We start from the raw sequence: 14,403 nt of genomic DNA, 5'->3' as shown, positions 1-14,403 counted from the left end.
GGCCGAGTTATCAAGAATGAGTCGCATTCTAATGATGTCGGTGCGGTGATGGCAATTACCCATATGAATTATTTTCGAACCCGTCCATTGGCATACTCGACTTCCCAATAATTGGCTATTTGCTGGTTGTCGGTGCGGGATTAACGTAGCTCCACACCTTTTGTTACTGGAGCCCACCATGCAACCTCGTATCGATTTCTACACCGCTTCCCCCGACGCCCTCAAAGCCATGATCGCGCTGGACACCGCCGTGTCGAAGCTGCCGCTGGAAAAACCGCTGATCGAACTGGTCAAGCTGCGCGCTTCGCAGATCAACGGCTGCGCCTTCTGCATCGACATGCACACCGCCGATGCCCGCAAGGCCGGCGAAACCGAACGCCGGCTGTACGCGGTGTCGGTCTGGCGCGAAACACCGTTCTTCACCCCCCGCGAACGCGCGGCACTGGCCTGGACCGAATCCCTGACGCAGCTGAGCCAGACCCACGCGCCAGACGAAGACTACGAACTGGCAGCTGCTCAGTTCGCCCCTAAGGAACTGGTTGACCTGACTGTGGCGATTTGCACAATCAATAGCTGGAACCGGTTGGCGGTGGGTTTTCGCAAGATGCCGCAGGAGTAACACTCCGCTTAATGACCATCCGCACTCGGCGCGGCCGGTGGTTGCACCTTGCGCATCAAGGGCACCATCGCCGTGGCGAGGATGAAACGGACTATGGTCGTCTGAAGGACGTTTCTGTAGGACTTATGTAGGAGTGTTCTGATTCTACTTTCGGCGTCGAGGGAAACGAATTTTTGTTGTAATGCTGCGGTATATTGCGAACACATCTTATTTATCAAGTGTGTTCATATATGCGACTTTATATCTTTCAGTGTTTGCGATTGCTTGGTTTCATCGCCTGCTGTCTTATGGCAGTAACCTCAGCGTTGGCAAACAACGATGGCGCAGACACCTCGGTCACAATCGAAAAAGATATTCGCAAGTATGTCATTAACGCAGACGGCAGCTTTATAGCCACCAATGACGTAGTGGTCTTGATCAATGAAGAACGGGCCGTTAAGGTTTATGCACAATATTATTTGAACTACAACCGAAGCCTTGAAAATCTTGAGGTTGTCGAGGCATTCACGCAAAAGCCGGATGGTCGAAAATTTGCGGTCCAGCCTGACCAGATCAAAGAGCAACAGGAGCGAGGATCAGCAGACGCGCCAATGTTCCAGGATACCTTGGTCAAGGTGGTCATCTTTCCCGACGTCGCTGTGGGTGACCGCCTTATTATTCGATCCAGGACACATCGCCACACTGCATTGTTTGCGCAGCACTTCGAGTCGTTATCCAATCCCACGTTTCACCCTACCAAGCAGTACACGCTTGTTTATGACTTGCCGCAGAGCATGCCATTGTACGCCGATGCTCGGGGTTTCAAGGCTGTCTATCCTGTCACTGTGGCGGGGCGAACCATTTACCGCTGGGACAATATCCCTGATAAAAAAGCGCGTATCGAAAATGGCTCTGTCGCCTATCAGGATTACGGCCAGTATCTGGCAGTTTCTACCTTTCCTGACTTCAAGGCCTTTGCCCAGGCTTACGATGCCCGGGCCAAGAGTCGTGTAACAGCAGACATCAGTCAGTTGGCGCAGACGATAACCGCCCATCTGGTTGACCCTCGGGACAAAGCAATTGCCCTGAATGATTGGGTACGAAAAAATATCCGCTACGTCGCCGTCTATGTGGGGGCGGGGAGCGTCGTTCCTAATCCGGTCGAAACGATTCTGGCGAATCGCTATGGAGACTGCAAAGATCACGTGGCGTTGTTGGAGTCATTGCTCTCGGCGGTGGGGATAGAGAGTACACCTGCGCTTCTTAACGCCGAGAATGCGTATACCTTGCCCAAGGTTCCAACTCTGGGCGTGATCAATCATGCTATTACCTATATTCCGACTCTCGATCTTTATCTGGACTCCACCGCAGAAGGGGTTGCTGGCGGTTATCTGCCCATTTTCAATCTGGATAAACCTGTCGTTTTCAGCAAGTCAGGAACGCTGGGACGTACTCCTTCCATCCAGGACGGAAAGGTTGAGAGTAATACGGTGTTCAAGGTTCGCGCAAATGGTGAAGCTGAGTTTACTCACTCATCCCGAATCACAGGTTGGGCAGCAGAAGCCAACCGTTACGCTGTTAACTCCATGAGCGCCGTTGATAGGAACCAGTTGGTGCAAAAAGTCTTGGCGAGCTATGGACAGACGGGTAGAGGAGAGTTCAGCGCTGCCAAACTTGAGGCTGGCAATAACGAACTTTCAATAAAAATGGTCGGTCTGTCAGAGAATCTGGTTGCCTTTCCAGGGCCTACGGGTCTTTCCACTATGAGCAGCTTCGTGGGAGGTATTGCGCAGAACGTTTTTATTTTCGCAGCGGAGAGCAATCGTGTTCAGGCCTTTACCTGCATCTCGGTAGAGACTGAAGAGCAGGCGCGTTTTGAGTTTACAAAAGAGGTCAGTATTGTCGCGGTGCCTAAGTCGATTACCTTGCGCCATGAAAAGTTTGAGTACATTTCCAACTACTCAAAAGAGCCTGGCGCAGTGGTCGTTCGTCGATATCTGAAGTTTCACAACCCCAGTGCGTTATGCAGTCCTGAAGATTTCAAAGGCATGAGTTCAGTGATTGGCTCCATGATTAGCGATTTGAAATCACAGATTGTGGTTCAGGTTCAATAGGGTTGGTGAGTTCATGGTGTCGCGAAAGAGCCGGTATCAAGAGGGTGCGTAGATGTTGACCGCCTGATTGGCGACCGCACAACCTTCAGTGATATTGATCTAACGTATAGACCCACGAGCGTTCTCAATGCCCGTCCGCACTCGGCGCGGCCGGTGGTTGCACCTTGCGCATCAAAGGAACCATCGCTGTGGCAATAATGAAGCCGACCATGATCATCAGGAACGCGTCGCCGTAGGTTTGCGTCTGGGCTTCGCGGTAGGTCAGCAACCAGAGTTGACGCAGGCTGGCGGTGACGCCGACGTCGCCGCTCTGGCCCAGGGCGGCGAAGTTGTTGCCGACCTGGGCCAGCCACTGGTTCAGGGCTTCGTTGCTGCTGTTGAGGTTTTCGGCCAGCCGGGTGAAATGCAGGTTGGTGCGGTCATTGAGGATGGTCGCGCACGCAGCGATGCCGATGGCACCCCCCAGGTTTCGCATCAGATTGAACAATCCCGAGGCATGCTTGAGCCGCGACGGTGCCAGGCCGCCGAGGGTCAGGGTGACCGCAGGCGGCACCGCCAGTTGCTGGGCAATCCCGCGCAAGGCTTGGGGCAGCATCAATTCCCTGGCCCCCCAGTCGTGGGTGATCGGGCTGAAATCCCACATCGACAAAGCGAACAGCCCGAGGCCCGTCATCATGATCCAGCGCAGGTCGATGCGGTTGGCCAGGAAGGCATACAGCGGAATCGCCATGATCTGGAATACGCCGGTGGAGAACACCGCCAGGCCAATGTCCAGCGCGCCATAACCACGCACCCGGCCGAGAAACAGCGGGGTCAGGTAAATAGTGGCGAACAGGCCGATCCCGGTGACGAATGAAAAGAAGCAGCCGAGGGCGAAGTTGCGGTCTTTCAGGGCACGCAGGTCGACGATCGGGTTGGCCACGTGCAGGGTGCGGCCGATGAAGGCGAGACCGGCCAGTCCGCTGATCCAGGCGGTGGTCAGGATGGTGCTGTCGCTGAACCAGTTCCAGCGCGGGCCTTCTTCGAGGGTGTATTCCAGGCAGCCGAGGAATAGCGCCAGGAACAGCATGCTCAGGTAGTCGGCGCCTTTGAGCAGCGACAGTTCCGGCTGGTCGATCTTCACCAGCATCGGCACCGCCACCGCGACGAAAATCCCCGGCACCAGATTGATGTAGAACAACCAGTGCCAGGACGAAATGTCGGTGATCCAGCCACCGATCACTGGCCCCAGGGTCGGTGCCAGTGAGGCCACCGCGCCGATGGTTGCAGCAGCGATCACCCGTTGTTTGCCGCTGAAGAAAATAAACGCGGTGGTAAACACCAACGGGATCATCGAACCGCCGAGAAACCCCTGCAGGGCGCGGAAGGCGATCATGCTCTGGATGTTCCAGGCCGCGCCGCACAGCAGGCTGGCCAAGGTAAAACCCACCGCCGAGGCGCAGAACAACCAGCGGGTGGAGAACACCCTGGACAGCCACCCGGACAGCGGAATCACAATGATTTCAGCGATCAGATAACTGGTCTGTACCCACGCGGTTTCGTCGGTGCCCGCCGAAAGTCCGCCGCCGATGTCGCGCAACGAGGCGGAGACGATCTGGATATCCAGCAGGGCGATGAACATGCCGATGCACATGCTGGCGAAGGCGAAGACCTTGGTCGCTGTCGCCATGCTCGCGGCATCGAATGGTGGCGCGGGAGCGGCGAGGGCGCGGCTCATGGTGCGCTGGCCACGGCTGGGGTTTCAGGCCCTTGGCGGGTGTCCACTTCAGCGGTCACCGACAGGCCCGGACGAAGATGGCCGAGCACGCCGTCGGCCGGGTCAAGCAGGATCCGCACCGGCACCCGCTGTACGATCTTGGTGAAGTTACCCGTGGCGTTTTCCGGCGGCAGCACGCTGAATTGCGAGCCGCTGGCCGGGGCGAGACTGTCCAGGTGGCCGTGGAATTCCTGTCCCGAGAGAACATCGGCATGAATGATTACCCGCTGGCCGGGCGTCATGCGCGCCAGTTGATCTTCCTTGAAGTTGGCGTCAACCCACAGCCCGCGGGCCGGCACGACCGACAGCTGTTGTGAACCGGCCTGGGCATAAGCGCCGACCCGCGCCCGACGATTGCCGATCACGCCATCGATGGGGGCCCGCAGTTCGGTGTAGCCGACATTCAACTGCGCCAGGTCACGCTCGGCCCGGGCCTGGATCAACGCGGCGCGGGCTTGTTGTTTTTGGGTTTCGATCACGGCCAGCTGGCGTTGTGCGGCCAGCAGTTCGGCCTGGGCCCTTGCACTCAATGCCTGGGCCGTCTTGAAGGTGGCGTCGGCGCGCTGGGCACTTTCGACCGAGACGGCATTGCTGCCGACCAGGCGTTTGTAGCGTGCGTTGTCATCCCGTGACCGAGCCGTCTCGGCGCCAGCGGCATCGATCCCGGCACGAGCCTGGCCGATCACCGCGTGTTGCAATTGTTCGGTGGCGTCGAGATTGGCGAGCAATGCTTGCTCGGCAGCCACCGCACCTTCGGCCTTGGCCAGGTGGGCGCGGTAGTCACGGGAATCGAGCCGAATCAATACGTCGCCGGCCTTGACCTGCTGGTTGTCGGTGACCAGCACTTCTTCGATATAACCCGCGACCTTGGGCCCGATCACCGTCACGTCGCCGCCAATGTAGGCATCGTCGGTTTCTTCTATGAAACGGCCGGCGGTCCACCAGTGACTCGCGTACAGACCGGCGCAGACCACAGCGGCTACGGCGGCCGTCAGCAGGAGCAGGCGCTTGAGCAGGCGAGGCTTGGCGGTAGTCACCGAGACAGCAAGGTCGGGTTCAAGAGTGGGCATGCTGGTCATGGTGATTACCTGTGGGGAACGGGCCTATATTACATATATAATATGACGTATGTAATATTTTGTCGCAATTGGTTTTTGCGGCCGGTCGTCAGGTGTTCATTTCAGCCAGGCACCAGGCGTAATGCCGGTCATGTCCTTGAAGAAAGCAATAAATGCGCTGTCACTGGCAAACCCCAGTTCGAAAGCGCTGCAACTGATGTTGCGCCCGGTCGCCAGCAGTTCGATGGCGCGCATCAGCCGCCATTGCTGGCGCCACTGCTGATAACCCATCCCGGTTTCCCGCTGGAAGATTCGCCCGATGGTTCGGCTGCTGGCGCCGATCTGTCGTTCCAGGACTTGAAGTTCCGGTGGCAGCTGTTCGAGCGTTGCCAGTAGCGGTGACAGGCGTTTGTCCCAGGGCAATGGCAAGAGCATCGGTTGGTGCGCGGCGTCGCGGATTTCGCTCAGGCACAGCCCCAGCAAATGCATGAACTTGCCCTGTTGCCAATCGCTGTCGAAGTGGGCGTCGGCCATCGGCTCCAGTACGGCTCGCAGCAATGGGCTGACTTCAATCACGCAGGTCGTTTGCGGCAGCTCGGCGCACAACGTGGGAATCAGGTAGATGGAGCGGTAGTCGACGCTCTGCTGCATCACTGCGCGGTGGGTCACCCCGGGCGGAATCCAGGCGGCGCGGGAGGGCGGCAACAGGCACAACTGTTGCGCCAGGGTGATGCGCGTGCAGCCCTGGCGGGTGAACAGCAGCTGCCCCCGTTGGTGTTGATGCACGCCTGAATCGTGATCGCCAAGGATTGCAGCGATGCCGATGACAGGCGCCGGGTAGCTGTCGGGATTGAATCGAGCGCGGGCATCGAGCCATGCCATGGTTTGTCCGATTTCATTGATAGATTGTCAGGATCTGGATAATACGCCAGACGTGAATTCGTATGCTGCTCGGCAATTGTCTTGAAGAGCGACGTGTTGATGAATTCCAGAAACCTGCTGGCATTGGCCATTGCATCACTGATGTTTCCGCAAATCGCACAAACCCTGTATAGCCCGGCCCTGGCCGACATCGGCCAGGCCTTTGCCGTCGGGCCGCAGCGAGCGGCACAAACCCTGTCGGTGTTTTTCCTGGCCTTCGCCTTTGGCGTGGTGGTGTGGGGTCGTTTGTGCGACCGGATCGGGCGCCGGCCGACGATGCTTATCGGGTTGGCGCTGTACACCGGTGCATCGGTACTGGCGCTGAGTGTCAGTCACTTCACTGCCTTGTTGGCAGCCCAGGCACTGGCGGCCTTCGGTGCCGCGGTGGGTTCGGTCGTCACGCAAACCCTGCTGCGCGACCGCTTCAAGGGTGCGGAACTGGCCCAGGTTTTTTCGTTGATGGGCATCGCGCTGGCGGCCAGCCCGGCGATTGGCCTGTTCACCGGGGCGAGCCTGGTACAGGCCTTTGGCTATCGCGGTGTGGTGGGGTGTCTATTGCTGGTGGCTGCGATGTTATGGCTGTGGTGTCTGCGCACCTTGCCGGAAACCCGGCCACAGACCGTGACCGTGCCTGCGCTGTTCGAGACGCTGTGGAGAATGCTCCAGGACCTCGATATCTGGCGCTCGACGCTGTTGGTGGCGCTGTTCAACATTGCCCTGTTCAGCTACTACAGCCTCGGCCCCTTTGTGTTTCAGCGCCTGGACTTGAGTGCGTCATGGTTCGGTTACAGCGGCGTGGTCCTGGCCTTGGGGTCCGGCCTCGGTGCCTGGCTCAACAAACGGCTGTTGGGTCGAGGGCACAGTGGCCCTCGGCTGATTCGGCTTGCGGCGGTGTCGGCGCTGCTGGGTGGTATGGGCGTTTGGCTGATGCAGGACAGTGTCCTGTTGGTACTGGCAATGTTGCCGGTGGTACTGGCGTTCGGCATGGCGATCCCGAACATCCTGGGTTCGGCCCTGGTGAATTATGGCGACCGGTTGGGCACGGCTGGCGCGTTATTTGGTTTGCTTTATTACCTGTTGATCGGTGGTGGGCTGTTGCTTGTGGCCTGGGGGCAGGCGTTGGGTGAAACCTTGATGCTGTGCGGTGCGTTGGCGTTGCTGTTGGCCAGGACGGGGCAACAGCACAGGGGGCAGTGATTTTATTCATGGTCGTCTCGATTGCCTGAGCGCTCGCCATCGCGAACAGGTTCACTGCCTTTAAGTATGAAGATCACCATCCATTAATATTTTGTACCAATTGATTTTAGTTTTCTCTGTTTATGTAGGAAGCAGGGCGCTGAAAGTTGCAAGTAAGAAATCGGCAGTAGGAAGCAGTGAACTAGTATGTAGGAAGTAGGAGGTTGACTGTTGAAAAGCGCTAGTTTGAAAGTAATAAGTAGGAGTAGATGGGTAGGATTTGTGGAGGAGTAAAGTAAGGCGCGAGTAATTAATGGACTTGAAAGCGTTTAAAACCCGTAATCAGCGTATTGCAGAAATACAACGATGCTTTAACTATTAAACGCATAGACGAACCGGCATAACGCCCTTTCGAAAACGCCAGGAAGTCAGGTGCCGAATACTATTCGCGTTGTACCTCGTCGTCCCCATATTCGCTCGTCCTTGCCTGCCTTGTTGCTCGGTTTGAGTGTTTTTCCGCTGTATGCCGCCGAATCTTCCGCCCCCGGACAGGAAGTATTACGCCAGCAGCAACAGCAACAACGCGACCTGCATCAGATACAACTGGATCAACGCCGCAGACAACTGGAACGCGGCAGTTTCAGTGGCACGCCGACCGCGCCAGAGACATCAGAGACAATGGCTGTCGATGAGCGATGCTGGTCCATCAGCGGGGTGCGCGTCGGTGGTGTCACGCTGATCGACCGCAAGACACTCAACCTGCGCATCACCCCGAAATTGTCGCCGTGCATGGGCGCAAACCAGATTAACCATGTACTGGCGACCATCACCGAACTCTATGTGCAGGCGGGTTACATCGCCAGTCGGCCATACCTCAGTACGACGCCAGAGGCCGGGCAGTCGCTGGATATTCTGGTCGATGAAGGCTACGTCGAGTCTATTGAGTTGGGCGACCAGAGCCTGCCGATTGCCCTCGGCGGAGCGTTTCCGGGGATGCTCGGCAAGGCGCTGAATCTGCGGGACCTGGAGCAGGGGCTGGATCAATTGAACCGTCTGCGCTCCGTGGACCTGAGCGCCGACATCGCCCCCGGCAGCCAGCCTGGCGCCTCGCGGATCATCTTGCGCTCGCGCTCCCGGGATCAATCGCGCTGGGCGTTGAACCTGGGCCTGGACAATCTCGGCAGCGCCAGCACCGGGCGCGACCGTAATACGCTCAGTCTGGGTCTGGACTCGCCGCTGCAAATCAATGATTTGTTGAATGTCAGCTTCAGCGACACCCTCAATCAGGGCGATCGCTTCAGTCGCAGCGCCAGCCTGTATTACGCCATTCCCTACGGCTACTGGACCTGGAGTGTCCTGGCCAGCCATGCCGAATACCGTGCGCCATTCAAACTGAGCTACCTGACGTTTCATACCACCGGCACGACCGACCAGCTCAGCCTGCGCGCCGATCGAGTGTTATGGCGCGGCCAAAGCCATCAGCTCAGCGCCAACCTGCAACTGGCCCACAAAGATGTCGACAGCTACTGGGGGCCCTTGCACCTGTCGATTCAGAGCCCGACCCTGACCGTGGCCGAAGCCGGGCTGAATCTGTTCTGGCTCGACAGTGCGGTGTGGAACCTGGACCTCAATTACGCCCAGGGCCTGCGCTGGTTTGGCGCGGACGATGATGCCGAGCGTCGGTACGACCGTCTGCCCAAGGCGCAGTTTCGCAAGTATCGCGCCAGCCTCGGTCGGTGGAGCAACGGCCGCTTCGGCGAGCAGGCCTGGCACTGGCAAAGCCAGCTCAACGTGCAATACAGCCCTGACCCTTTGCCGGCCATCGAGCAACTGCTGGTCACCGACGATTCGGCGGTGCGCGGATATCGGATCAACAGTGCGTCCGGCGCCAGCGGGGCGATCTGGCGCAACACTTTGCGCCTGCCATTGCAAACCGGTTTGCCGGTGCAGATCACCCCGCGCCTGGGGCTGGACAGCGGCTGGGTCCAGGCCGATCGCGGCGCCCGCAACCACTACCTGAGCGGCGCAGGTATCGGGGTCAACCTGAGCTGGAAAAACCTGCACCTGGACCTCGATTACCAACGCAGCGTCAGCATGCCCGAGGGGTTCAAGCACGAGCCGCGGACCTGGCTGATGCGCGTGGGATGGCAGATCTGAATACAACAAAACTGCCGAGGGTGCTGTGCGCGCCAGCCACGGCAGTCCATTCAGCGCGCCGTGATATGCACTTGAGGTTCTTATGTCAGCAAAACCCTTTGCGTTCCATCTCGCCCCCGGCGGCAAATTGCGCTGGGCGATTGCCAGCCTGTTTCTCATCGCACCCGTGCCCAACGCCCTGGCGGCGGGGGTCGTGGTCGCGCCCGGGCCCGGCGGCACCGCGCAATTGCAAACCCGGGACGGCGTGCCCATCGTCAATATCGTTGCGCCCAACGGTTCCGGCCTGTCCCATAACCAGTTTCTCGACTACAACGTCGACCGTCAGGGCCTGGTACTGAACAACGCCCTGCAAGCCGGGCAGTCGCAACTCGCCGGGCAACTGGCCGCCAACCCGCAGTTCCAGGGGCAGGCGGCGAGCGTGATCCTCAACGAAGTGATCAGTCGCAACGCCTCGGCCATCAATGGCCTCCAGGAAATCTTCGGCCGTAGCGCCGATTACGTCCTGGCCAACCCCAACGGCATTTCGCTCAATGGCGCAGGTTTTATCAACACACCCAATGCCAGCCTCGTGGTCGGACGTCCCGAACTGAACGAAGGCAAGCTGCAAGCCCTGAGCACCCGCGATGCCACGGGTGAGCTGAACGTGCGGGGCGCGGGGGCGCAGAACAATGAAGGCTCGATCAACCTGATAGCTCCGCGTATCGACAGTAACGGCAAGCTGGGCGCTCGCGATGACTTGAACCTCACGCTCGGGCGCAATTCGGTGGACTACGCCAGCGGGCAGGTGCGGGCCGTCAACCCGAGCGGCCATAGCAGCGATGGCCGTATCGACGCGTTCCTGTTCGGCGCCATGCAGGCCGGGCGCATCAACATTGTCAGTACCGCGCAAGGCGCCGGCGTGCGGGTCGGCGCGGTGCAGGTTGCAGGTCGGGACGGTGTGCAGATTCGTTCATCCGGCGATCTGGTCATCAGCGGCGGGCACGTGAAGGACAGTCTCGGGGTGGTACGCGCCGGCGTTCATAGCAGCCAGGGCGATGTCGGGTTGCACAGCGCCAGGGACCTGACGCTGGCGGCCATCGATGTCAGTGGTGGTGACGTCAAGGTCGATGCCGGGCGCAACCTGAACCTGACGACTGTCGAAGCCCTCCGGCTCCAGGAGAAACGCAACGACTGGAGCAAGGACACCCTGGGCATCACCTGGGAAACCCACGAGCAGATCCAGACCGGGAGCGAGTCGCGGCAGCACGGCAGCCAGATTATTGCCCGCCGTGACGTTGATCTTTCTTCGGGCGGCGATACCGAGCTCAAAGCTGCCCGGGTCGAGGCGGCGAAGGATCTCAGGGTGAAGAGCGGCGGCGATCTGCGCCTCACGGCGGCCATTGAAAGCAAGACTGAATCCGATCAGGGCAAACGCCGCAAACACCTATGGACAGAAAGCTGGGACAGTCGCAGTGAGGAGCCGCGCAGTATCACCACGCAATTGAAGGGCGACAACATCGCCTTGACCGCGGCCGGGTTGCTGCGCTCTGAAGGCGCACAAGTGACCAGCCCCAACGATGTCCAGATAGCCGCCAAACGGGTGGAAATCACCACTGCCCCCGGCACCGGGTTCAAACGTGAAGAGCACTACTCCGGCGACCTGGTCGGCGGCGGATTCTTTGGCAAGGCCGGGGACTCCGATCAGGGCAAGACCCTGCACCAGGGCAGCGCGATCAATGCCGGCGGCAAATTGATCGTCAAGGCCGACGACGTACGCATCAGCGGTAGCCAGGTGCGCGGCGGCACAGAGGCCAGCGTCATCAGCGACAAGGGTTCGCTGATCATCGATGGCGTGCAGGACACATCCCGCATCAGCACCCACAACAAGGACAACAAATTTCTCGGCATCAGCCAAAATGAAACTCGCTCAAAGACTCAGGACAGCACCACGGTACGCAGCGAGTTGACGTCGGACACCAACCTCACCCTCAAGAGCGCCAGGGACATAGAAGTGGCGGGCTCCACGGTCAAGGCGGGCGGGACGCTCAATGCGCAGGCGGCGGGCGATCTGAATGTGCAGTCGGCGCAGAACACGGTCGACAGCAGCAATACCACCGCCAGCCGTGGCTTCGATGCCTACGCCAAAGAAAATTCGCCGGACGCCGGCCAGTACCGCGCAGGCGTGAGTTATGAGGATAAGACACAAACCCGGGCCGGCAACGAAGTGCGCCAGCAAGGCTCCAGCCTGGCCGGATCTGACGTGCAACTGACCGCAGATGGCAACCTGACGCTCAAGGGCGCCGATGTCCAGGCCACCGCGGGCGATGTGTCCCTCACGGGCAAAACCGTGGCACTGCTGGCCGAACAGGACCGTCAGCGCACGTCGACGGAGCAGCGCAGCACCGGCGGCAGTCTCTACTACACCGGCGGCCTCGATCGCGCAGGCAGCGGCCTGGACTTCGCGCATTCGACGTCCCAGGACATCCGCGACACCACCACCGCCCAAACCGGCAAGGTCCAGAGCAGCGGCAAACTGAACCTCAACGCGGAAAAACTGATCACTGAAGGTGCGCAGGTCAGCGCTGGCAAAGGGCTGATGGTCGACGCCGGGGAAATCGACAACCGCGTGGCGCAGGACACGGACAGCACTACACACAAGGAAACCAACTGGTCGGCGAGCCTCGGTGTCGATGTCGCGTACAAGGACATCGCCCGCCCCATCGCCGCTCTCGTCAAAAACGTCACGCAGACAAAGGTCCCGGACGCGGGCGCATTGGGCAAGGTCGGTCAGCCTGATATCGGGGTCGACGTCGCCGTCGCACATCAGAATGCCGACCGCCAGTTGCAAAACAGCAACGATAAAGTCAGTCAGTTCCAGGGCGGCACCGTGGACGTCAAAGCCGCCGGTCTGTTGCAGGACCAGGGCACCCGGTATGAGGCCACTGCCGGGAACGTCAACATCAGCGCGGACCGGTTGATCGCCAACGCCGCGAGCATCACCCAGGGCAGCGATGATCGGGCGCTGGACGCCAAAGTTGACGTGCGGGTCTACACCAAGACCGGGGAAGACCTGAACGTTGCCGGCAGCGGTGAAGGTGGCAGCCGTCGGACGAATAAGGAGGCATCCACCGCCGTGGTCGGCCGTTACGCCGGCAGCCAGGGGGTGAGCATCAACGTGGGCAGCGACGGGCAGTTCGAGGGCAGCCAGTTCGATAGCGGGGTGGGCGGCGTGACGGTCAAGGCCGGCGGCAACCTGGCACTGAATCAAGCCAACGACCGTCAGGACAGCGACACGTCCAGCTTGCGCGGCAACGCCTCATTGAAAGTCGGTACCCTGCCTGGCACCAACGGCACCAATATCGATCTCGGCGCCGGCGTGCAGCTCGATCATAAAGGTGACCAGACCCGGGACAGCCAGGCCCGGGTCGCCAGTATCGAGGGTCAAGGCCCGGTAACATTGAGCAGCGGCGGCGATCTGGTGCTGCAAGGGACCCGCATCGACCTGCCGGGCGCAATAGATCTGGAAGTCGGCGGCAAACTGAATGTGCAAGCGGCGACCGGCACCCACCTCGTCACGAACAGCCATCTCGGCGGCGGCCTGAAGGTGGGCGGCAGTAAAACCAGCACCGAGAACAGTATCGACAAGGCCGGCAACCTCAGCCTCAATCTGAATGCCGGTCGGGTGGATGAAGCGTCGCGGACCTTGACCGGCGGCCAACTCCAGAGCCAGCAGCGGATCGGGCTCAGCGGCGATTCGATCCGCCTGCAAGGCACCCGGGTGAGCGCGCCGGACGTGGGTCTTGATGCACAGAAGGGCGGGATCCAGTTGCAATCCGCGCAGTCCACACAGAACCGCAGCAACTGGGATCTAGACCTCAAGGCCGGGGGCAACCTTGGCAGCAGCACACCCACCGCCAGCGAAAACGTCGCGTCCAGTGACCTGGGGTTGAATGCCGGGGCCAAGGTCGGGGTTGATTACCTCAGCGGCACGACCGGGCAGAACAGCCGGATCAAAGCGGACAGCGTCGAGCTCAACAGTGCGGGCGATGTGCAATTGGCGGGAGCGCGGATCGATGCCGGGAAGGTGAGCGGTACGGTCGCAGGCAATCTGAACGTGCAAAGCCCTCAGGACCGCCAGACCTCGGCCAAGGTTGATCTCGACCTGGGGCTGACCGGCAAGAAAGCCGCGCCGGCCGGCCAGCTCGCACAGGCGCCAAACACCGGGCTCAAAGGTCTCGATTACAAACCGACCCTCAAGTTCGATGGCACCTATGCGTACAAGGACAGCGTGGGCCAGGCTTCCGGCATCAGCGGTACACAGGGGGTGAATCTCAAGGTCGATGGCACGACGCAACTGACGGGCGCAAGGATCGCTTCAGCTGAAGGCCGCGTGGGTCTGGGTGACTCCAGGGTTGGCACCACGACCTTGAGTAACCTCGACTATAGCGTCAGGGGCGGACTGGATTTGCCGCAGAAACCGGCCACCGAGGGCAGCAAACCCGAAGTCGCGGTTCCCGGTGAGCACAGTTTAAAAGTCGGTCCCGGGACCCTTGGCGGTCGTTTCGATCGCCAATCGTTGACAGCGGGGATCGACGAGGACGCGAGTTAAGCCAGCATCGTATTATCCCCGGATAGGGTCTTTAT

The 14,403-nt window shown here is 59.9% G+C and carries 8 protein-coding genes; 5 read left to right on the top strand and 3 right to left on the bottom strand.

Annotated features, from left to right (window positions below; all coding sequences use genetic code 11):
* The first annotated feature begins 178 nt into the window (after positions 1 to 178).
* Entirely contained in the window at positions 179 to 619 is a 441-nt protein-coding gene (locus tag F8N96_RS30690; protein ID WP_150800989.1) for a carboxymuconolactone decarboxylase family protein, read from the top strand.
* A gap of 230 nt (positions 620 to 849) precedes the next feature.
* Positions 850 to 2,712, top strand: coding sequence for a DUF3857 domain-containing transglutaminase family protein (locus tag F8N96_RS30680; RefSeq protein WP_150800987.1), 1,863 nt, complete (start codon positions 850 to 852; stop codon positions 2,710 to 2,712).
* 124 nt (positions 2,713 to 2,836) lie between these two features.
* On the opposite strand, the gene F8N96_RS30675 is transcribed toward F8N96_RS30680, so the two are convergent.
* The 3 genes from F8N96_RS30675 to F8N96_RS30665 form a co-directional block, all read right to left on the bottom strand.
* On the bottom strand, positions 2,837 to 4,429 hold the full coding sequence (locus F8N96_RS30675) for a DHA2 family efflux MFS transporter permease subunit (RefSeq protein WP_150800986.1): 1,593 nt from the start codon (positions 4,427 to 4,429) through the stop codon (positions 2,837 to 2,839).
* Positions 4,426 to 5,547: an HlyD family secretion protein gene (locus tag F8N96_RS30670; RefSeq protein ID WP_150800985.1), complete on the bottom strand. Its 1,122-nt coding sequence runs from the start codon at positions 5,545 to 5,547 to the stop codon at positions 4,426 to 4,428. Before F8N96_RS30670 ends, F8N96_RS30675 begins: the two co-directional genes overlap by 4 nt.
* A 96-nt stretch (positions 5,548 to 5,643) precedes the next feature.
* Complete coding sequence (locus tag F8N96_RS30665; RefSeq protein WP_150800984.1) at positions 5,644 to 6,408, bottom strand: AraC family transcriptional regulator; 765 nt, start codon at positions 6,406 to 6,408, stop codon at positions 5,644 to 5,646.
* Between the two features lie 99 nt (positions 6,409 to 6,507).
* Here F8N96_RS30665 and F8N96_RS30660 point away from each other — a divergent pair, with 99 nt between their 5' ends.
* From F8N96_RS30660 to F8N96_RS30650, 3 genes are all read left to right on the top strand, one after another.
* Positions 6,508 to 7,644, top strand: a complete 1,137-nt coding sequence (locus F8N96_RS30660) for an MFS transporter (RefSeq protein ID WP_150800983.1) — start codon at positions 6,508 to 6,510, stop codon at positions 7,642 to 7,644.
* 450 nt (positions 7,645 to 8,094) lie between these two features.
* A complete protein-coding gene (locus tag F8N96_RS30655) occupies positions 8,095 to 9,780 on the top strand; it encodes a ShlB/FhaC/HecB family hemolysin secretion/activation protein (RefSeq protein WP_412071831.1) in 1,686 nt (561 codons plus the stop codon).
* 82 nt (positions 9,781 to 9,862) lie between these two features.
* Positions 9,863 to 14,368 carry a hemagglutinin repeat-containing protein gene (locus F8N96_RS30650; RefSeq protein ID WP_150800981.1) on the top strand — a complete coding sequence of 1,502 codons (4,506 nt, stop codon included), beginning with the start codon at positions 9,863 to 9,865 and terminating at the stop codon, positions 14,366 to 14,368.
* Positions 14,369 to 14,403: the final 35 nt, after the last annotated feature.

This window comes from Pseudomonas fluorescens, from assembly GCF_902497855.1.
GTDB lineage: Bacteria > Pseudomonadota > Gammaproteobacteria > Pseudomonadales > Pseudomonadaceae > Aquipseudomonas > Aquipseudomonas fluorescens_BI.
The sequence above is the reverse complement of the archived record's forward strand: the minus strand, read 5'-3'. Positions and strand labels throughout refer to the sequence as shown.